This is a genomic window from Dactylosporangium sp. CA-152071, assembly GCF_050936335.1.
Classification (GTDB): Bacteria; Actinomycetota; Actinomycetes; order Mycobacteriales; family Micromonosporaceae; genus Dactylosporangium; species Dactylosporangium maewongense.
In genome coordinates this window covers 8,360,136-8,378,981 of sequence record NZ_JBNJMZ010000001.1, presented here as the reverse complement: position 1 = coordinate 8,378,981, position 18,846 = coordinate 8,360,136, and the positions used below count along the sequence as shown (strand labels likewise).

The window sequence follows — 18,846 nt, the reverse complement described above, 5'->3', positions numbered from 1 at the left end:
TCCCGAGCGGTGCCGCCATCCACGCCGAACCCCAACAGTGCTGCAACCGACACCGGAGCCCGACGACACCGCGCCCCACGCCGAAGCCCGACGCCGCCGCACCCGACGCCCGTCAGCGCCGCAGCCGTGAGCCGATGGCGCCGGGACCGATGACGGAGACCCGGGGCGCCGCGGCGGGTGTTGCACGGCCGCGGCGCCGGGGTTGGTCAGCGCTTCCAGAAGGCGCCCCTGGACTTGGGCTGGTCGCCCGAGACCTTGTCGAGCTCCTCGAGGACCTGCTGCCACAGCTCGTCGAGGGGCTGGGAGGCGATGGCCGCCGGGGTGAGGCGGTCGGCCAGGAGGCGCAGGACGCCGATGCCCAGCACCGCCAGGCGCGAGCCCAGGTCTTCGAGCAGCTCGCGGCGCTCGAAGTCGGGGCGGTCGGCGGCGGCGCGCAGGCGGCGGGCCTCCTCGGCGGCGAGCTGGCGCAGCTCCGCCGAGTCGGCGCGCTGGCGCTCCGCCTCGACCGACGGCTGGGCCGCGGGCTGCGCCGAGGCCGGTGCCTGCGGGCGGACCGAGCCCCGGCCGCGCAGCGCCCGCGCGACACCACCGGCGGGACGGGCGAACACGCTGCCGCCACCACCCGCCGACTTGCGGTGCACGGCGCCGCCCGGGGCCGGTGGCGGCGCCATCGGCGGCATCGGCGGCGGGCCGCCCGGTGCGGGTGCGGGCATCGCGACGGCCCGGGCCAGGTCCGGCGCGGCCGCGGCATACGACATCGCCGTCGGGTGCAGCGGCGGCGGGGGCACCGCCGTCGGCAGCTCCCAGCCGGCCGGCGACTCGACGGGCTGCACCACCTGGCGCGGCTCGGCGCCGTCGGTGACGACCCGCTTGTCGACCGCGACATACGCGGTGAACCGGCACAGCACCCCGAAGCGCAGCGACACCGCGGTGATCCGCTGCTCGAGCTGGTTGTCGTCGCTGGTGGCGGCCCAGCGGGCGCCGGGCCCGGCGACATAGGCGTCCTCCAGGTCGCGCAGCAGCGCGCGGGCCCAGATCGCGGTGAGCGCCGGGTTGTCGTGCTCGGTGGCGGTGACGGTGGTCGACCAGGGGGTGCCGTCGCGCATGGTGCCGGCGACGGTGAGCGTGCCGCCGGCCGGGCCGCGATACCGCCCGGTGACGACGAACGGCACGCCGGGGAACACGTCGGGCAGCCGGGCCGGTGCCTGGGTGCCGTCGATGAGGTCGAGCCCTTCGGCGGTGACGGTGACGCCGCTGACGACGGGCGTGCCGATCCGCCGGTGGATGCGGTCCATGGCCTCGTCGAGCCGGTCCTCGCTCTCGACGAGCTCGCAGCGGCCACCGCCGGCGATCGCGAGGCGGCCGAGGAACCCGGCGTTGACGGCCTGGTCGATGCCGACGGTGTGCACCCGCACCCCGCGCAGCGCGCCCGTGACGGTCCGCAGGATCTGGTCCTCGTTGCCGACCTGGCCGTCGGTGACCAGGACGAGCACCCGGTCGCGGTCGCCGGTCGCGGCGTCGAGCAGCTTCAGCCCGTCGATGAGCGGCTGGAGCAGCTCGGTGCCGCCGCGGGCGTCGACCCGGGACAGGTGCTCGACGGCCCGGAAGCGGTGCCGGTCGGTGCCGTCGGACAGGCCGGACGGCAGCGAGTCGGGTGTCTCCACCCGGTCGTCGAAGGACAGCACGGCGAAGCGGTCGGTGGCGGTGAGGGTGTCGACGATGCGGGCGGCGGCGCGGCGCGCGGCGACCATCTTCCAGCCGCCCATGCTGCCGGAGCGGTCCAGCAGCAGCACCACGTCCTTGGCCTTCGGCGGCGCCTGGGACTCCGGCGGCAGCACCGTCAACCGATAGGTGCCTTCGCCGCCCTCGGCGTCGGGCACCACCGCGAGCCCGGCCTCGCCGGCGCCATAGGCCAGCCGGAGCACGAAGTCGCGGTCGGCCCGCTCGCCGGGGCGCACCGACACGGTGCGCTCGGTCTGCTGCACGGCGTGCAGGCTGGAGCGGACCTCGCCGAGCGGCAGCCCGGCCGGGTCGATGTCGACGTCGATGCTCAGGCGCAGCGGGTTGGGGAAGCCGGGCAGCAGGACCGGCGGCGTGATGCGGGACGCGTCGGGCACGGCGTCGGTGTCCAGGGCGTGCCCGGCGCCGACACTGTCACCGTCGAGGGCGCCGCCGGGGATGTAGCGCGGGGCGACGACCAGCGGGAACCGGAACGTGGCTTCGCCGTCCTCGAACGCCAGCGGGCCCGCCAGTGACAGTGACACGCTGACCCGCTCGCCGGGCAGGATGTTGCCGACGCGCATGGTGAACACGTCGGGCCGCTCCTCCTCGGCGATCGAGGCGCGCTGGCCGGCGGCGACGGCGCGGTCGTAGGTCTCGCGGGCGGCGCCGCGCTCCTGCAGCTCCGCCTCGACGACCCGCCCGTCGGCGGTCATCGCCATGCGGGTCACGGCCGCCCGGTCGGGCAGCGGGAAGACATAGGTGGCCTCGAGGGGCACGTCGTGGACGTTGACGAACTCCTGGGTGAGGTCGATGCGCGCGACCAGGCCGGTGATGGCCGTGCGCACGTCGATCCGGTCGAGCGGCAGGTTGCCCCGCTCGGTGCGCAGCGCGCCGAGACCGGCGTCATCCTTCGGGGCGGCGACCCGCTGGGCCTCTGCCTCGGTCATCGTGGCGACTCTCATTGCCCACTCCCTAGCTCGGCACTCGTATCACGCGTCAGTCCGTTGGCCAGACCCAGCGCCGCCAGCAGCTCCAGCAGCGGCTTGGCGGCCGTCTGGATGGCGGCCACGTCGTCGGGCCCAGGTGTGCCGGGCAGCAGCAGCGTCACGTCACCGCCCAGCGGCACCCCGCTGAGCAGTGCGGGCGGTGGCGCCGGTGGCGGTGTGTGCGGTGCGGGCGGCTCGGCCCAGAACCGTGTCCTGGGTTGCTCGTGCTTCGGCAGGTCGGCGATCTCCCACAGGACAGCGTCGGGCGCCTCGGCAAGCTCGATCTGGATGTCGGCGATCCGCCTGCCTTCCGACTGGCGGCGTTTGATCGCCACCAGCTGCGCAAGGTGTCGCGGACCGTAGAGCGCGGTGCGGCCCCGCATGGTCGGGCGGTCGACGAGGCCGATCGTCGCATACCACCTGATGGCACGGGCGTCGGGAACGTCGCGCACCCGACCGTTGGGTGCGCCCGCATAGGCGGTGCCCTCGAGCGCGGCGGCAACACGTGCCGTCAGCTCGTCAAGCGTCCATCCTGTCGCGGTCACCCGCCAATCATGACACTGTCACATGACACTGTCAACAAACCGGGGCAGCCGGACCTCGGCCCGCACCCCCGGCCGCGCGTCCAGCAGCCGCACCGTGCCGCCGTGCCGCCGGACCAGCTCACGCACGATCGCCAGGCCGAGGCCGGTGCCGCCGGCGTCGCGGGCGCGGCCGTCGTCGAGGCGGGTGAAACGGTCGAAGACCCGCTCGCGCAGCGGCCCGGGGATGCCCTCCCCGTCGTCGGTGACAGTGACAACGACCTCCTGGCCGTCGGACTCCGCCTGCAGCACCACCTTGTTGCGGGCGTGCCGGACCGCGTTGTCGGCGAGGTTGAGCACCACCCTGATGAGCGCGTCCTGCTCGCCCTCCACCCACAGCGACTCGCCCGACGGTTCGACGTCGACGCCGGTGTACCGCTTCGCCAAGGTCCTCAGCAGGCTCTGCATCTCGACCGGCTCCCGCGCCACCCGCCGCCCGTCGCGCTCGTCCGCCCTGGCCAGCAGGAGCAGGTCGTCGACCAGCCGGGACAGGCGGTCCAGGTCGGTCAGCAGGTCGTCGCCGACGGTCTGCCAGTCACCGAGCTGCTGCGCCACCTCGACCTGGATGCGCATGCTCGCCAGCGGGCTGCGCAGCTCGTGCGCCGCGTCCGCGATGAAGGACCGCTGCCTGGCCCGGGTCGTCGCGAGCCGGTCCAGCATGTGGTTGAGCGTCACCGCGAGCCGTTGGATCTCGTCGCTGGACGGCGGCACCGGCAGCCGCTCGTCGGTCGCCGCGCCGGTGATCCGCTCGGCGGACGCGCTGAGCCGGTCGACGGGCGCCAGCGCCTGCCCGACGACCTTCCAGGCGATCGCGACCAGGATGGTGACCAGCGCCGGGTACGTCACCCACAACGACGTCTTGAGCAGTTCGAGGCTGCGGTTGTAGTCGCCCAGCGGCACCGCGACCACGACGATCCGGCCGTCCTCGACCTGCCGCACGGTGACCCGCAACGGGTCGCGCTGCAGCGCCCGGTCGCCGGACACGGTGATCCGCTCGTGCAGCGCCTTGTCGATCTCGTCGCGATGCAGCAATGGTACGAGCAGGTCGGCGTTCCGGTCGCCGGCGACGACCCGGTGCTGGGCGTCGAGCACCTGCACGACCTGCCCCGCCGGCGCCGGCAGCGGCGACGGGAGCGTCGACCCCTCCTCCAGCATCGCGGCGATCTCGCCGACGGTCGTGTCGGCCGAGCGGTCCAGCGTGCCCCGGAAGCTGTACGTCATCGCGGTCGCCATCGCCACGCCGGCGATCGCGAGCCCGACGATCAGCCCGCTCGTACCGAGGAGCACCAGCCGGCCTCGAAGCGAAAGACGCGACCACCAGATCATGCTGACCGCAGCCGATATCCGGCGCCGCGGACCGTCTCGAGGGCGTCGCGGCCCAGCTTGCGCCGCAGGTAGCCGACATAGACCTCGACGGCGTTGGGCGCGGTGTCGATGCTGGCGTCCCACACGTGATCGAGCAGCTCGGTCTTCGACACCACCTGCCCGGGGCGGCGCATCAGGTACTCCAGCAGCGCGTATTCCCGCGCCGTCAGCACGATCTCCTCGCCGCCGCTGGTGACCCGCCGACGCGCCGGATCCAGGGTCAGCTCCCCGACCGTCAGGACGCTCGGCCGCTCCGGCGCGCCGCGGCGCAGCAGCGCGCGGAGGCGGGCGACCAGCACCACATATGAGAACGGCTTGGTCAGGTAGTCGTCGGCGCCGCAGTCGAGGCCGTCGGCCTGGTCGTACTCGCCGTCCTTCGCGGACAGCATGAGCACCGGCACCCAGTTCTTCTCCGCGCGCAGGGCGGACACCACCCGGTACCCGGACAGGCCGGGCAGCATGATGTCCAGGATCACCGCGTCGTAGCCGCCGTGTCTGGCCAGCTCAAGGCCGGTCGGCCCGTCCCCGGCGACGTCCACGGCGAACCCTTCCGCCTGCAGGCCGCGCTGCAGCGCCCCCGCCATGCGGATCTCATCCTCGACCACCAGCAGCCTCACGTGCACCAGCGTGGCACGCTGTGCTGTGGGAACGCACAGGCGGTCTCAGCGATGTCACAGCCGACCCCGCGCACCATGGTCGGCAGGAGGTGTACCCAATGTCGAAGTTCACGTCACGACCTGTCCTACGGTGGGCGGTGCCCGCGGTCGCCGCGGTCGCCGTGGTGGGTGCCGGCGTGGCCGCAAAGACCCTCGCCGTCGCCGCCGAGCCGAACCTGCCACCGCGCACCGCCGCACAGCTGCTGGTCGATCTGCAGACCGCGCAGCTGGACGGCCTGTCCGGCACCGTCGTCGAGCGCGCCGACCTGGGCCTGCCGGCCCTGCCGTCGCTGCTGGGCGACCAGAGTTCGGAGCTCACGTCGCTCGTGTCGGGCAAGCACACCCTGCGGGTGTGGTACTCGGGACCTGACAAGGCCCGGTTGTCGCTGCTCGGCACGCAGGGGCAGAGCGACATCATCCACAACGGCTCCGACACCTGGACCTGGAACAGCAAGTCCGCGACGGCGCAGCACTACAAGAAGAACGGCGCCGACGCGGACCCGACGCAGAAGGGTCCGGTCCCGAGCGAGCTGCCGAAGAGTCCTCAGGAAGCGGCCGACCTCGCCCTCAAGGCGATCGACCCGACCACGCAGGTCTCCATCGGCAACTCCGCGAAGATCGCCGGCCGGGACGCGTACGAGCTGATCCTGCGCCCGCGTGACACGGCGTCGCTGATCGGTCAGATCCGCCTGGCCATCGACGCGCAGGAGAAGCTGCCGCTGCGGGTGCAGGTGCTCGCCAAGGGCGACTCCAACCCGGCGTTCGAGGTGGCGTTCACGCAGGTGAGCTTCGCCCGGCCGGACGACTCGCAGTTCGTGTTCAACCCGCCGGCCGGCACCAAGGTCGAGGAGGCGGACCCGGGCAAGGCCGAGGGCGCCGGCAAGCAGCCGGAGCACAACGGCCAGCAGAACGGTGAGCAGCCCAGGAGCACCGTCGTCGGCACCGGCTGGACCTCGGTCTTCGTCGTGCGGACCGGGCAGCCGGGGCAGGCCTCGACGGACCCCGCCGAGGAGAAGAAGGTGCAGGACGCCATCAACCAGCTCCCGCTGGGCAACGGCGGCCGGACGTTCAACAGCAAGCTGTTCAGCGTGCTGATCACCGACGACGGCCGGGTCCTGGCCGGAGCGGTGACCCCGGAGCGGCTCTCGCAGGTGGCCGCGGACCCGGCGGCCGCGCTCAAGTAGGCAACGAGATCACTGAGGGACCGGGGCGGCCTTGCCCCGGTCCCTTTCCTCGTGCCGGGCCGCCGCCGCGCGGTGCAGCGTCGCGATGGAGTACATGTCGCGGGCCCGCCGCAGCAGCTCCTCCTCGGACTCGGTGTTCTGCCGCACGGAGAAGCCGACCGTCGCGTACGCCAGGACGCTCAGCAGCACGCAGGCGGCCACGCAGACCGGCGTGAGCAGGGCCAGCGGGCTCGCACCGCTGACGGGCCCGCTCGACGGCACGGCGGCGACCCGCACCGCGGTCATCACCGCGTAATGCGTGCTGCAGGCCGCCAAGGCCATGATCGCCGCGGCGACGCCGAGCGCCCTGTTGCCGCGGACCGTCGACACGCACCACAGGGACACCGTCGCCCCGACGACCGCCGCGACGAGGGCGGCCAGGGCGGTCGCCGGGTCGTAGCCGACGGTGCCGGCGACGCGCATCGCGAGCGGCGCGGTGCTGTACGCCGCGGCCATGCCTGCGCCGGTGACGATCCCGGCCGGCAGCACCTTCCACAGCGACGGCCGGCCGAAGCCGACGATGTACAGGCCCAGGCAGTACACCACCACCGCGATGCCGAAACCGAGCGCCGTGATCGGCACGTCGTAGCGGACCACCCCGTCGGGCACGTCGGTGCCGAGCAGCGCCATGAAGTGCGGCACCCAGCTGCCCGCTCCCCCGATGCCGACGGCCGACAGGGTCAGCCACCGGGCTCTGCTGCCGCCGCTGGACGCCCTGGACCGGGCGGCGATGAACACGCCGAGCAGGCATCCGAGGAATGACAGGACGAGGGCGAGCGCCGGCGTGATGGCGCCGTAGGCGAAGTGCTCCACGATCGCCCATTCAGCCAGCGCGATGGGTGGGCCGGTCGGACAACCTGTGCGCGTTTGCCCTCACCCTGCGGGGGTAGCTAAAAAGTGAGCACCGAGAGTAAGGGGAGCACACATGAGTCAGGTTGTGGAGAGCGTGGACGTGGCCGTGCCCGTCCGGACCGCTTACAACCAGTGGACCCAGTTCGAGGAGTTCCCGGCGTTCATGCACAGCGTGCGGGAGATCCGCCAGCTCGACGACACAAGGCTGCACTGGGTGGTGGAGTTCGGCGGTGTACGGCGTGAGTTCGACGCGCGCATCACCGAGCAGCACCCGGACGAACGGGTCGCCTGGACGTCGACGGAAGGCCCCAGGCACGCCGGTGTGGTGACGTTCCACCGGCTCGACGACACGCACAGCAGGGTGACCGCGCAGCTCGACATCGACCCGGAGGGCTTCGTCGAGAACGTCGCGGACAAGGTCGGCATCGTGGACCGGGTGATCAAGTCCGACATGGCGAACTTCCGCGAGTTCATCGAGCACCGGGGCGCGGAGACCGGGGCCTGGCGCGGCGACGTGGCCTCCCCCTCGGCGGCTCCCGCCGCACCGAAACCCGGTTCGTGGCTGCACGGCGACGCGGTCCAGGCCGCGCCCGACCTCACGCAGAGCACCGACGTCACACGCATGCCGGACGCGGACGACTCCCGGCACGCCATCTGAGCTCCACTCTCCACCGCACCGGAAAAGCCGGCCGGCCAGCGTTCGCGCTGACCGGCCGGCGTGCTGTGTGCCGGGCTACCGCCGTCGCGCCGTGCTGAGCAGCCGGCCGCTGCCCAGGGTGTACGGTGCGCCGTCCGGCCCGCCGAACAGCTCCACGTCCGCGAACCCGCCGGCGCGCAGCAGCTCGCCGAGGTGCCCGCTGGTGTAGACGTGGTGCACGGCGGTCGCGGTGAGCCGCTCCTCGCCGCGCGTGAACGTGTACGTGCTGAGCATCCGGCTCGCGACCACGTCGTAGTCGGTGCTCGTCTCGACGGTGATGTCGCCGGTGCGCATCATCCGGTCCGCCTGGGTGAAGCCGGGCAGGACCGACTCCGCCGCCGCGCTGAAGTCGACGACGAACCAGCCGCCGGGGCGCAGCGCCGCGGCCGCCGCCGCCACGAACTCGGGCAGCTCGGCCGGCTCCAGGTAGCCGAAGCTGTTGCCGAGGCACAGCACGGCGTCGAACTCGCCGGTCCGCGGGATGTCCCGCATCTCGGCGACCCTGAACTCGACCTCCAGGCCGTTCTTCGCCTGTACGGCGTGCGCGATGGCCTCTTCGGAGATGTCCACGCCGGTGACACGGTGGCCACGGGCGGCGAGGGCGAGGCTGTGCCGGCCGCTGCCGCAGGGCACGTCGAGCACCCGTGCCCCGGGTCTGATCCTCGTCTCGATGAAGTCGACGTCGGCGGCGGTCATCTCGGGTCCGGCGACGCGGCGCCAGAACTCGTTCGGGAGCTCGGTGAAGAAGTCCGCGTACCACGCGGACTGGACGTGCTGGGACAACTGAGGATCTCCTCTTGGATGTGCACGATCGGGGTCTCTGCGTCGCCCGGGCACACCTCGGCAGACCATCGGACCGCGTCGGGTCCGTGGTTCACCGGCGACCCGGGACCGTGTCCCGGGCAGGCATGGCATCCTCCAAGAAGCTGTTGCGCCGACGGTACCAGCGACGCATCGACAGCCGGAAGCGCCTTATTCGACGGGTCGGCGCTGTGCGGGGACCCTCGTCTCCGCCGGGGTCGTGCTCTCCGAGGGCGTGTAACGGCCCGACTCCATCGACCAGTCGACGTTGCCGCGGATCCAGTGCGCGAAGTCGCCGGCGACGGCCGCGACCGCGAAGTCGCCCGCGAGCGGCCCGGCCTGGAACCGCTCACGGGCCGCGATGAACTCCTCCACCAGGGCGTCGTGCTCGGCGACCGCCACTCGGACCGCCGCCTCCACCGGCAGCCGGCGCTCATGCCGCAGGGCGAGCACGATGTTGTGGTGGTCGCCGGCGGCCTCCTCCTTCGGCCACGACACGAGGTCGTTGAAGATCGCGGTGATCATCCCGGCGGAGCGGCGCATCACGGCGAAGTCCGCGTCCTCGAACACCCCCGGGGACAGCTCGACGCCGTGCATGGGCTCGATGAGGTCGAAGAACATGTCGATGGCCGCGGTGCGGAAGCGCATGGTGCGGTACTCGGCGACGGGCGGCGGACGGTTGGCGGCGCGGTTGCCGGCCTCCCAGACGGTGGCCTCCAGATAGTCGCCGACGTGGGCGACGAACCGCTCCCGCCAGGCCGGCCCGACGCGCTGCCTGGTGCGCCGCCACACCTCGGCGACGGCCCTGAGGTGGCCCTTCGGGTCCTCGCCGTCGTCGTCGAGCAGCTGCATGACCTCGTCGACGAGGCGCCGGGTCGCCGCCGGGTCGCCGGCCCGCTCGAGGCGGTCGTCGAGGGCGAAGACGCTGATCAGCCAGGCGGTGGCGAGCTGCAGGTCGGCGGGTGCGGCGTCGGGGTAGGTGCGGGCCATCAGGTTGGCGAACCTCGCCCTGGCGAACGCGGCCCGGGCGCCCGCGCGGTCGAGCAGGCCGTGCCTGGTCGCCCAGTGCAGCGACCAGCGCTGGACGAGGTCGGCGTGCGGCGAGAGGCGCGGTGCGAACGGGCACAGGACCGCCAGCGTCGACTGCATGATGCACCCCTCTTGCCCCAGGAGGTCTTCATGGTCGCTGCTTTTCAGGGATTACGCGACCCTGTTCGAGGGTTTCGAGTTGATATTCCTTTTTGTCGAGTTACGCGCGGGCCGCACAGGTGCCGTATTGAGCTTGACCGAGGTCCATGGGTCCCCGGCCTCGGCGGGCGTGAAAAAGTGTCGTACCCCGGCGCTATCGTGCGCTTGTTCGGCTGGTTCGGCGCTGTCTGTTTGTTCGGCCTTTTTCTTGGAGGTACGGCCGTGTATCGACAAGGTGACGTCCTGCTGGTGCCCATCGCCGCGGGTGAGGTGCCCGCGACCGCGGTGCCTGCCCCGCGCGACCGCTCCGGCCGCATGATCCTCGCCCGTGGCGAGGCGACCGGCCACGCCCACGTGATCGTCGGGCCCGACACGCTGCTGCTCGCCGACCGCGACGATATCGACCGGCTCTTCGTCAAGGTCGTGTCCAAGGCGAGGGTCGTCCACGAGGAGCACGGCTCGATCGCGATCCCAGCCGGGGCGTACCGGATCATCCGCCAGCGCGAATACGTGCCCGGCTCGTGGCGTCCGGTGGCCGACTGATGACCACGACCCCGCTCACCTCCGAGACCAGCGCCGCGGCGCTCGGCGCCAACGCGGCGAAGTGGCTCGCCGCGGGCCTGTCGACCGCGCCCGCCGACCGCGAGGCCGCCGCCGAGGCGGTCCGCCTGGCCTACCGCTCGGCCGGCCTGCCCGAGCCCGCGCACATCGTGTGGTTCGCCTCACCGGCCGCGGGCGCCAGGGCGGCCGCCCTGCTCACCGGCCGCCGCGACCTGCCGGGCCCGGCCGCCGCCCCGCGACCCATGACCACCGCCGCCCGCCGCGCCGCCCGGGCCGGTCTCGCCCTGCCCACCACCCGCCTGGGCGTGGGGACCGCGGCCGCCTTCAGCGACGACGACGTGCTCGTGGCCGAGGAGCTGCGCGCCCAGGGCTGCCCACCCGTCCCGGGCACGGCCGGCGTCTCGGTCCGCGCCGCCGTCCGCACCACCCCGTGGGCCGCCGCGCGCGCCGAGGTCCACGAGTCGCTCGGCCCCGACGGCTGGGCCCGCTTGTGGGCCGCCTGCGGCGCCGACGTGTGGCGCATGGTCAATGACCGCGTCGCCGCCCCGCTGCGCACCCACCTACGCAACGAGCTGCCCGCTCACGCCCGCACCGTCCTCCTCGACGCCGTCTCCGGCCAGCACGACGCGGGCTGGCTCGCCGCATTCGACGCGGCCGCTTCTCGCGCCGACACGCCCGGCGCGCTGTCCCTGCCTCTGCCGCGCGACGGCGGTTCGGGCTCGGGCGGGTCCGTGCACGCCGGCTCCGACGGCCGGGATGCCGCGTCCACCGCTTCCCCGGGTGGTGGCGCCCAGGGCCTTGCGCCCGGCGCTTCCTCGGGTGATAGCGCCCAGGGCCTCGCGTCCGGCGCTTCCTCGGGTGATAGCGCCCAGGGCCTTGCGCCCGGCGCTTCCTCGGGTGATAGCGCCCAGGGCCTCGCGTCCGGTGCTTCCTCGGGTGATAGCGCCCAGGGCGGAGGGTGGGGCGGCAGTTCGCGCGGTGGTCGATCCAGGCCGGGTGGTTCCGTGCGCGGCGGCGCTCCCGGCGGGTGGGCCGGCAGTTCGCGGGGCGATGGGCTCCGGGCCGACAGCCCGCGCGGCGGCGGCCGGTCCGGAGAAGTCCGGGGCGGTGGATGGGCCGAGGACGCTCAGGGCGACGGCCTCCGGGGCGGCGAATGGGCCGGGGGCGCTCAGGCCGACGGCCACCCGGCCGGCGGCGCGGGCGTCGCACACTCGTCCGGGGGCCTCGGGGTCGACGCCCAGCGGGTCGACGGCGCGCGGGCCGACGGGGGCAGGGCCGACACCGCGGTGCTGCGTGCCGCGCAGCGGCTCGCGGGGCTGGCGGGTGTGGCGCGGTCCGCCGGGTGGTGGTGGCCGTATGCCAACGTCGCCATCCTGACCGACCGGCCCGTCGAGCTGCACCGCGACAACGTGGGCCGGCTGCACGCCGCCGACACCCCCGCGCTGCGCTACGGCGACGGGTTCGCGCTGCACGCTTGGCGCGGCATGCCGATCCCCTCGGAGCTCGTGCACCGGCTCGCCCGCCTGACCCACGCCGAGATCGCCGCGGAGCGCAACGCCGAGCTGCGGCGCGTCATGCTCGAGCACTTCGGCTATGAGCGTTACCTGCGGGAAGCGGGCGCGCGGCGGCTCGGCTCCGACGCGTGCGGCGTCCTGTGGCAGCTGCGCTTCGCCGACGACGAGCCGCTCACCATGGTGGAGGTCATCAACAGCACCCCGGAGCCCGACGGCACCAGCCGCATCTACTGGCTGCGCGTCCCACCGACCACCCGCACCCCTCGGGAGGGGGTGGCCTGGACGTTCGGGCTCACCGAGCAGGAGTACCAGCCGCTGGTCGAGACCTGATCGGCGCGGGCCGGCGGGGTCAGCCGCCGCCGCGTTGCGCCTCGACCTGCGCGCGGCTCGGACCGAGGTCCGGCCAGTCGCGCTTCGGGTCGGTCTCGACGAGCTCGACCGTGTCGCTGGGGCGGATGCGGGCGGGCAGCTCGCCGAACCTGGCATGCCGCAGGAAGGCCAGGTCCGGATCGCTGAACGTGATCCTGGCCGAGCCGTCGTCCGCGGTGTCGCTCGTCATACCGACAATCGTCCGCCGGGCCCGGGCCGGTACGCAAGGCCGCCGGCCGCCGGCACGGGCCCCTTCGGGGTTGGGATGCGGGGTGAGCTGTGGGACACGAGAATGGGGCGATGCCGAGCGTGGGGCGGGCGAAGGTGCTCGCGTACCGGACCGTCGCCAACCAGCTGCACGAGCGGGTCGACGCCGACCCGGGTGACCTCGCGGTGCTCGACCTCGGGGTGCCCAACGTGCCGGCCGGGACGGCGCGGCAGGCCCTCGCCGCCCGGACGAGCAGGTTCGACGGGGACCTCGCGATGGTGTGGTCGACCCGGGGCGCACGCCACCTGCACCGGCGGGCGGACCTGCCGGGGCTGGTCGCGGCGCTGTGGCCGGTGAGCGACGCCGACGCGGAGGCCAGGTTCGGCAGCAGGCAGATCCCCGACGGCGGCAAGCTGGGGATCGGGGCGTTCCGGGCGACGGCCGGGGCGTTCGCGGCGGTGGTCAAGAGGCCGACGTCGAAGGGTGACGCGAGCCGGGGCGTCAGCGACCTCGTCCCGGAGGCGTTGACGTACTACTGCGGGCCGTGCAGGGCGACGCACATCGCCGGGTCGGTGTTCCAGCAGGCGGGGCTCGCGGGTGGGGCGCAGCTCGACGAGGCGGCGGCGACCAGCGTGCTGCTGCCGATCGACGACCCGCCGCCCGTGCCGGAGGGGCCGGGCGACCCGTCGGGGCTGATCCGCGCGTACCTGCGGCTGCTCGGACCCGCGACGCCCGGCGACGTCGCGAAGTACCTCGGCACGACCGTCACGGCGATCAAGCCGGCGTGGCCGGATGGCCTGGCGGAGGTGAGCGTCGACGGGCGCAAGACGTGGATCCCCGAGGAGTGCCTGGCGGACCTGCTGGACGCCGGGCCGGTGCACGGGGTGCGGCTGCTGCCGGCGTCCGATCCGTTCCTGCAGGCGCGGGACCGCGGCGTACTGACGCCGCAGAAGGAACGGGAGAGGGAGGTCTGGCGGGTGCTCGGCAACCCCGGGGCGCTGCTGGTCGACGGGGACCTCGCGGGGTCGTGGCGGGCGAAGGCCGCGGGGAGGCGGCTGGCGGTGACGGTGTCGGCGTGGGGGCCGCTGCGGGCGCCGGTGCGGGCCGCGATCGACGAGGAGGCGCAGCGGGCGGCGGCCGCGCGGGGCATCCCCACCGCCGAGGTCACTGTGGAGCGTGGGGATACTTGAGCGCATGAGCTACTTGATCGCGTTCGCGTCGCGGCGGTTGGTGGAGGACGAGTCGCTCCTCCCTGGGTACGTGTACCACGACCCCGAGGACGCGACCCTGCCGGCCGCGCCCGACGGGCGGAAGGCCAGCGGGTGGAACCTGCTGGTCGGCGACGAGACCGACGAGCAGCTCGCCGACGCGGGTGAGCTGCTCATGCCCGACCTGGAGTGGCTCGTCGAGCGCTACCCGGCGTTCGGCAAGGTCGTCAGCGCGGGTTCCGAGGGGCGGCAGTTCGAGTGGGACGCCGACTCCGGCACCTACACCGACGTCGGCCCCTCCACGTTTCAGGACTGAGGCCCCGGCACCGGCAGGATGATCGACGACGGGGCCAGGATCTCCTGCCGGACGGCGCGCAGCTCCAGCTCATGACCGAGCGGCGCGCCCGTGCCCGGGTTGCGCGAGAAGCGCGGGTGCGCCCCGCCGCTGACCTGGACCCGGATGCGGCGCCCCGCCGCGAACCGGTACGCGGTCGGCCACAGCTCCACCCGCACCTCGACCCCGCCGCCACCTGTGGCGCGGGCGAGCCCGTCGCAGATGTTCCACGAGCGGTCCTGCTCGTCCACCTCGCACAGCCGGACGAACACGTCGAAATGCGGCACGAGGTCGCGGTCGGTGAACGGCGTGCCGTCCGGCCGGACGCAGGCAGCCCGGACGGTGATCTCCGCGGCGATCGGGCCGACCACCTCCAGGGGCTCCTCGAGGGGTTCGGACGTGAACGTCAGCACGTCCGGTCGCGCCTCGAGCGGATGGTTGTCGCGCCGGCCGGAGATCTTGCCGATGAGCCGCGGGCCGCCGAGCGCCGGCGTCGGGTCCTTCGGGTCGTACGTGAACCCTTCCAGCCGCTCGCCGTCCGGCGCGGCGGTGGCGCTCAGGCCGCCGTCGCGGCCCAGGTTCAACCGGCGCGTCCCACCGTCCACGGGAGGCCATACCGGCAGCTCGCGCCACGTGTCGGTGCCGCCGACGTGGACCCGGACGGGCCGTTCGCGGATGCTTTCGGGGCCGCCGGTGTGCGCGCGGAACCAGGCGACGGCCTCGGCCGCGGAGTGCTGGAAGAGCCCGGCGCTGCCGTGGTGCCACGGGCCGACGGTGAGGTGCGGCCGGAGGCCCGCCGCCTGTAACGCGGTGTAGTCGGCCAGTTGCCATGGCAGGAAGATGTCGTACCAGCCGCCTATCATCAGGACCGGCGCGGTGACCTTCGGCAGGGTGTGGGTGTGTCCGCGCTGAGTCCAGTAGGGGGAGGTGGGGTCGGCCTCGGCGAGCCACCGCTGGAAGAACTCGACCTCGGCCCCGGTCGTGATGCGGTCCGCCTCGGCGAGCGGCACGCGGGCGAGGCCGCGCTGCAGTCTTGGCTGGCCGCGCAGCAGGTCGACGGCGTTGTCCAGCCGGGTGCCGCGCTGCGCGTCGAGGATCGCCGACCAGGTGAGCACGGTGTCGAGGGAGAAGGCGCCGCCGGCGTAGGTCGGCGGGCCGAAGTCGGAGGCGGTGACGATCGTGGCCATCGCCTTGAGCTCGTCGCCCGCCTCGGCCGCGAGCGCCCACTGCACGAAACCGACGTAGCTGGGGCCGTAGGTGAGGAGGCGGCCGTCGTACCAACGCTGCAACCGCAACCAGTCGAGGGTGTCGAGGCCGTCCTCGCGCTCCTGCAGCAGCGGCTCGAACGTGCCGCCGGAGTCCGACGTGCCCCGGCACGACTGGATCAGCACGTTGAAGCCGCGCTGGGCGACGGCCCGGCACAGCACGCTGGTGGGCGCGCCGCGGCCGTAGGGCGTGCGCACCAGCACCGTGGGCAGCGCGGCGTCGAGGGCCGGGCCGTAGTGGTCGGCGCGCAGGATCGCGCCGTCGCGCATCCGGACGGGGATGCCCTTGGTGACGCGGACGCGTCCGGTCAGCGCGGGCGGGAGCTTCAGCAGTCGGCCTACGGGGTCGAGCCTCATGCCGCCCTACGTTAGTAGTCGTTGCAGCAGCGGCCCATGAGCGCCTTGACGTTGTTGACGTAGTTCCAGTTGGTGATCCCGGCGTCACCCTTGGTGAGGTCGACCGCGCCGGCGCCGTTGTTATAGGCGGACACGACCGCGTTGAGCAGCGTCGGGTCGGCGCCCATGATGTCGAACGTGCCGAGCTGCTCGCCGAAGTAGCGGATCGCCCAGGCCAGGTACTGCCCGCCGAGCATCACGTTGTCCTTCGGGGTGTCGATCTTCCAGCTGGTGCCGAAGCGCTGGTTCATCCAGGTCTCGGTGTTGGGCATGACCTGCATGACCCCGACGCCCCCGTCGCAGGCGTAGATGTTGGACTGCCAGCCACTCTCCTGGTCGGCCACCCCGTACATCAGCCGCTTCGGGACCCTGATGGCCTGCACCTCGGCGGGGGTGTTGCTGCCCCAGAACTGTTTCGTGGACGCCGCGTCCAGATACTCGCGGACGCTCGACTTCGGCAGCTGGGTGCCCTTGTACGTGGGCTGACAGCCGGGCTTCGCGCTGACCTTCGGCGGCGGGGGCGGCAGCGCGGTCTGTTTCGGCGGCGCGATCGACTTCTTCGTCGGGACCTTCGAGGGCGTCGCGGACGGGGTGGGGCTCGGCGGCGGCGGCGCCGACGTCGCCGCCACGACCACCTCGCTCGCCTCGGCGCTCGGCTCGGCCTCCACCTGTGACGGCCGCGAGCCGGCGGACGTGGGCTTCGGATCCTTGCCCTTGACGAGGACCGTGAGCCCGCCGAGCGCGACCAGGACGACCACGACGAGCGCGCCCAACAGGAAGATCATCCCCGGACGCCGCCGGCGCGGCGCGTCCTCCTCGATCCCCCAGCGCTGCTCAGCGGTGTCGTCGTCCCCATAGAAGCTGCCGTAGCTCATCGATGCCTCCCCGTCCTGGCACGCTATCGCGGACCGCGCCGGCCCGCTGTCCCCTATGACGTCGGAGGAGGCCGGTTTCGATGAGTCCGGGCGCGGTACGTCACATCGCGCACTGTGCGTGACGGCACCCTCGGGCCGCCTGGAACAATGGATGCCATGCAGACCCGCGCAGACCTCCGCAACGTCGCCATCGTCGCTCACGTCGACCACGGCAAGACCACCCTTGTCGACGCGATGCTGCGGCAGAGCGGCGCGTTCCACGCGCGCGCGGAGCAGGTCGACCGGGTGATGGACTCGATGGACCTGGAGCGCGAGAAGGGCATCACCATTCTCGCGAAGAACACCGCCGTGCGCTATGTCCCTGCCGACGGCGGAGCCCCGACCACGATCAACATCATCGACACCCCCGGCCACGCCGACTTCGGCGGCGAGGTCGAGCGCGGCCTGACGATGGTCGACGGCGTGGTCCTGCTCGTCGACGCCTCCGAGGGCCCGCTGCCGCAGACCCGGTTCGTGCTGCGCAAGGCGCTGAAGGCCCGCCTGCCGATCATCCTGGTGATCAACAAGGTGGACCGCCCCGACGCCCGGATCAAGGAGGTCATCGACGAGACGTACGAGCTCTTCCTCGACCTCGACGCCGACGAGCACCAGATCGAGTTCCCGATCGTCTACGCCTGCGCCCGCGACGGCATCGCCTCGCTGAGCCAGCCCGAGGACGGCACGGTGCCCGCCGACAGCGACGACCTGCAGCCGCTGTTCCAGACGCTGCTCAACACGATCCCCGCCCCGTCCTACACGGAGGACGCGCCGCTGCAGGCGCACGTCACCAACCTCGACGCGTCGCCGTTCCTCGGCCGCCTCGCACTGTGCCGGGTCCGCGAAGGCAAGATCCGCAAGGGCCAGACCGTCGCCTGGATCCGCACCGACGGCACCGTGCAGAACGTCCGCATCTCCGAGCTGCTGATGACGCAGGGCCTGGAGCGCAAGCCGGCCGAGGAGGCCGCGCAGGGCGACATCATCGCGCTCGCCGGCATCCCCGAGATCATGATCGGCGAGACCCTCGCCGACGCGGAGAACCCGGTCGCGCTGCCCCTCATCACCGTCGACGAGCCGGCGATCTCGATGACCATCGGCACCAACAACTCGCCCCTCGCCGGCAAGGTCAAGGGCACCAAGGTCACCGCCCGCCTGGTCAAGGACCGCCTCGACCGCGAGATGGTCGGCAACGTGTCGCTGCGCATCCTCCCGACCGAGCGCCCCGACACGTGGGAGGTCCAGGGCCGCGGCGAGCTCGCCCTCGCCATCCTCGTCGAGCAGATGCGCCGCGAGAGCTACGAGCTGACCGTCGGCAAGCCGCAGGTCGTCACCCGCGAGATCGACGGCAAGGTGCACGAGCCCGTCGAGCGCCTCACGATCGACGCTCCCGAGGAGTACCTCGGCGCCATCACCCAGCTGCTGGCCACCCGCAAGGGCCGCATGGAGCAGATGGTCAACCACGGCACCGGCTGGATCCGCATGGAGTGGCTGGTCCCGGCGCGCGGCCTCATCGGCTTCCGCACCGAGTTCCTCACCGACACCCGCGGCACCGGCATCCTGCACCACGTCTTCGAGAAGTACGAGCCGTGGTTCGGCGAGCTGCGCATGCGCCCCACCGGCTCCCTCGTCGCCGACCGGGCCGGCGTCGCCACCCCCTTCGCCATGATGAACCTGCAGGAGCGCGGCTCCATGTTCATCGAGCCCACCACCGAGGTGTACGAGGGCATGATCGTCGGCGAGAACTCCCGCGCCGACGACATGGACGTCAACATCACCAAGGAGAAGAAGCTCACCAACATGCGCTCGTCCGCCTCGGACGAGACGGAGAAGCTCATCCCGCCGCGCAAGCTCACCCTGGAGCAGGCCCTCGAGTTCTGCCGCGAGGACGAGTGCGTCGAGGTCACCCCGATCGCCGTCCGCATCCGCAAGGTCATGCTCGACCAGAAGGACCGCGAGCGCGTCGCCCGCAAGCGCTCCCACGCCTGATCTGTCCGCTCGAGGGGCCGCTC

16 protein-coding genes and 1 pseudogene are annotated in these 18,846 nt (G+C 72.9%); 7 read left to right on the top strand and 10 right to left on the bottom strand.

The features are described from left to right. Nucleotides 1-206: 206 nt before the first annotated feature. Genes ACQEVZ_RS37810 through ACQEVZ_RS37795 form a run of 4 tightly spaced genes read right to left on the bottom strand, consistent with a single transcriptional unit; the run spans nucleotide 207 to nucleotide 5,271 of the window. A complete protein-coding gene (locus tag ACQEVZ_RS37810) occupies nucleotides 207-2,669 on the bottom strand; it encodes a VIT domain-containing protein (protein ID WP_433375550.1) in 2,463 nt (820 codons plus the stop codon). An 11-nt stretch (nucleotides 2,670-2,680) separates the two neighbouring features. Further along, nucleotides 2,681-3,253, bottom strand: coding sequence for a MerR family transcriptional regulator (locus tag ACQEVZ_RS37805; RefSeq protein ID WP_344503496.1), 573 nt, complete (start codon nucleotides 3,251-3,253; stop codon nucleotides 2,681-2,683). An 18-nt stretch (nucleotides 3,254-3,271) separates the two neighbouring features. Next, on the bottom strand, nucleotides 3,272-4,576 hold the full coding sequence (locus tag ACQEVZ_RS37800; RefSeq protein WP_354900644.1) for a sensor histidine kinase: 1,305 nt from the start codon (nucleotides 4,574-4,576) through the stop codon (nucleotides 3,272-3,274). Nucleotides 4,577-4,611: 35 nt separating this feature from the next. Continuing rightward, a complete protein-coding gene (locus ACQEVZ_RS37795; protein WP_203849905.1) occupies nucleotides 4,612-5,271 on the bottom strand; it encodes a response regulator transcription factor in 660 nt (219 codons plus the stop codon). 98 nt (nucleotides 5,272-5,369) lie between these two features. On the opposite strand from ACQEVZ_RS37795, the gene ACQEVZ_RS37790 reads away from it, so the two are divergent. After that, nucleotides 5,370-6,494 carry a LolA family protein gene (locus ACQEVZ_RS37790; protein WP_433375545.1) on the top strand — a complete coding sequence of 375 codons (1,125 nt, stop codon included), beginning with the start codon at nucleotides 5,370-5,372 and terminating at the stop codon, nucleotides 6,492-6,494. Nucleotides 6,495-6,503: 9 nt separating this feature from the next. Here ACQEVZ_RS37790 and ACQEVZ_RS37785 read toward each other — a convergent pair whose 3' ends face one another. After that, on the bottom strand, nucleotides 6,504-7,346 hold the full coding sequence (locus ACQEVZ_RS37785) for an MHYT domain-containing protein (protein WP_344503493.1): 843 nt from the start codon (nucleotides 7,344-7,346) through the stop codon (nucleotides 6,504-6,506). A gap of 112 nt (nucleotides 7,347-7,458) precedes the next feature. Between ACQEVZ_RS37785 and ACQEVZ_RS37780 the strand changes: the two are divergent. Next, nucleotides 7,459-7,911: pseudogene (locus ACQEVZ_RS37780) on the top strand (SRPBCC family protein); the annotation flags it as partial. A 207-nt stretch (nucleotides 7,912-8,118) separates the two neighbouring features. Here ACQEVZ_RS37780 and ACQEVZ_RS37775 read toward each other — a convergent pair. Together ACQEVZ_RS37775 and ACQEVZ_RS37770 are read right to left on the bottom strand one after the other, a co-directional pair. After that, entirely contained in the window at nucleotides 8,119-8,865 is a 747-nt protein-coding gene (locus ACQEVZ_RS37775) for a class I SAM-dependent methyltransferase (RefSeq protein ID WP_433375541.1), read from the bottom strand. 189 nt (nucleotides 8,866-9,054) lie between these two features. Beyond that, nucleotides 9,055-10,032: a terpene synthase family protein gene (locus ACQEVZ_RS37770; RefSeq protein ID WP_344503491.1), complete on the bottom strand. Its 978-nt coding sequence runs from the start codon at nucleotides 10,030-10,032 to the stop codon at nucleotides 9,055-9,057. 261 nt (nucleotides 10,033-10,293) lie between these two features. Here ACQEVZ_RS37770 and ACQEVZ_RS37765 point away from each other — a divergent pair, with 261 nt between their 5' ends. Beyond that, nucleotides 10,294-10,614, top strand: a complete 321-nt coding sequence (locus tag ACQEVZ_RS37765) for a hypothetical protein (RefSeq protein ID WP_344503490.1) — start codon at nucleotides 10,294-10,296, stop codon at nucleotides 10,612-10,614. Then, the gene (locus ACQEVZ_RS37760; protein WP_433375536.1) at nucleotides 10,614-12,476 is read left to right on the top strand and encodes a DUF6745 domain-containing protein; all 1,863 of its coding nucleotides are present in this window, start codon (nucleotides 10,614-10,616) and stop codon (nucleotides 12,474-12,476) included. The genes ACQEVZ_RS37765 and ACQEVZ_RS37760 overlap by 1 nt, the downstream gene beginning before the upstream one ends. A gap of 19 nt (nucleotides 12,477-12,495) precedes the next feature. Here the strand turns inward: ACQEVZ_RS37760 and ACQEVZ_RS37755 are convergent, their stop codons facing one another. Beyond that, nucleotides 12,496-12,705 carry a hypothetical protein gene (locus ACQEVZ_RS37755; protein WP_344503488.1) on the bottom strand — a complete coding sequence of 70 codons (210 nt, stop codon included), beginning with the start codon at nucleotides 12,703-12,705 and terminating at the stop codon, nucleotides 12,496-12,498. A 110-nt stretch (nucleotides 12,706-12,815) separates the two neighbouring features. Here ACQEVZ_RS37755 and ACQEVZ_RS37750 point away from each other — a divergent pair, with 110 nt between their 5' ends. Next, nucleotides 12,816-13,913 carry a DNA glycosylase AlkZ-like family protein gene (locus ACQEVZ_RS37750; protein WP_433375533.1) on the top strand — a complete coding sequence of 366 codons (1,098 nt, stop codon included), beginning with the start codon at nucleotides 12,816-12,818 and terminating at the stop codon, nucleotides 13,911-13,913. A 4-nt stretch (nucleotides 13,914-13,917) separates the two neighbouring features. Further along, a complete protein-coding gene (locus ACQEVZ_RS37745; RefSeq protein ID WP_344503486.1) occupies nucleotides 13,918-14,247 on the top strand; it encodes a hypothetical protein in 330 nt (109 codons plus the stop codon). On the opposite strand, the gene ACQEVZ_RS37740 is transcribed toward ACQEVZ_RS37745, so the two are convergent. Further along, the gene (locus tag ACQEVZ_RS37740) at nucleotides 14,238-15,887 is read right to left on the bottom strand and encodes a CocE/NonD family hydrolase (protein WP_433375530.1); all 1,650 of its coding nucleotides are present in this window, start codon (nucleotides 15,885-15,887) and stop codon (nucleotides 14,238-14,240) included. The two genes, ACQEVZ_RS37745 and ACQEVZ_RS37740, sit on opposite strands and share 10 nt — an antisense overlap. A gap of 11 nt (nucleotides 15,888-15,898) precedes the next feature. Continuing rightward, nucleotides 15,899-16,801 (bottom strand): lytic transglycosylase domain-containing protein, encoded by a 903-nt coding sequence (locus ACQEVZ_RS37735; RefSeq protein WP_354900633.1) that lies wholly within the window; start codon nucleotides 16,799-16,801, stop codon nucleotides 15,899-15,901. A 156-nt stretch (nucleotides 16,802-16,957) separates the two neighbouring features. Between ACQEVZ_RS37735 and typA the strand changes: the two genes are divergently transcribed. Next, complete coding sequence (gene typA / locus ACQEVZ_RS37730) at nucleotides 16,958-18,823, top strand: translational GTPase TypA (protein WP_433375526.1); 1,866 nt, start codon at nucleotides 16,958-16,960, stop codon at nucleotides 18,821-18,823. The last annotated feature ends 23 nt before the right edge of the window (nucleotides 18,824-18,846 follow it).

What these genes read in the sequence shown, in the direction of transcription:
- ACQEVZ_RS37810 (WP_433375550.1), bottom strand. Translation starts at nt 2,669, where the DNA reads ATGACCGAGGCAGAGGCCCAGCGGGTCGCCGCCCCGAAGGATGACGCC.
- ACQEVZ_RS37790 (WP_433375545.1), top strand. Translation starts at nt 5,370, where the DNA reads ATGTCGAAGTTCACGTCACGACCTGTCCTACGGTGGGCGGTGCCCGCG.
- ACQEVZ_RS37770 (WP_344503491.1), bottom strand. Translation starts at nt 10,032, where the DNA reads ATGCAGTCGACGCTGGCGGTCCTGTGCCCGTTCGCACCGCGCCTCTCG.
- ACQEVZ_RS37760 (WP_433375536.1), top strand. Translation starts at nt 10,614, where the DNA reads ATGACCACGACCCCGCTCACCTCCGAGACCAGCGCCGCGGCGCTCGGC.
- ACQEVZ_RS37755 (WP_344503488.1), bottom strand. Translation starts at nt 12,705, where the DNA reads ATGACGAGCGACACCGCGGACGACGGCTCGGCCAGGATCACGTTCAGC.
- ACQEVZ_RS37750 (WP_433375533.1), top strand. Translation starts at nt 12,816, where the DNA reads ATGCCGAGCGTGGGGCGGGCGAAGGTGCTCGCGTACCGGACCGTCGCC.
- ACQEVZ_RS37745 (WP_344503486.1), top strand. Translation starts at nt 13,918, where the DNA reads ATGAGCTACTTGATCGCGTTCGCGTCGCGGCGGTTGGTGGAGGACGAG.
- ACQEVZ_RS37740 (WP_433375530.1), bottom strand. Translation starts at nt 15,887, where the DNA reads ATGAGGCTCGACCCCGTAGGCCGACTGCTGAAGCTCCCGCCCGCGCTG.
- ACQEVZ_RS37735 (WP_354900633.1), bottom strand. Translation starts at nt 16,801, where the DNA reads ATGAGCTACGGCAGCTTCTATGGGGACGACGACACCGCTGAGCAGCGC.
- typA (WP_433375526.1), top strand. Translation starts at nt 16,958, where the DNA reads ATGCAGACCCGCGCAGACCTCCGCAACGTCGCCATCGTCGCTCACGTC.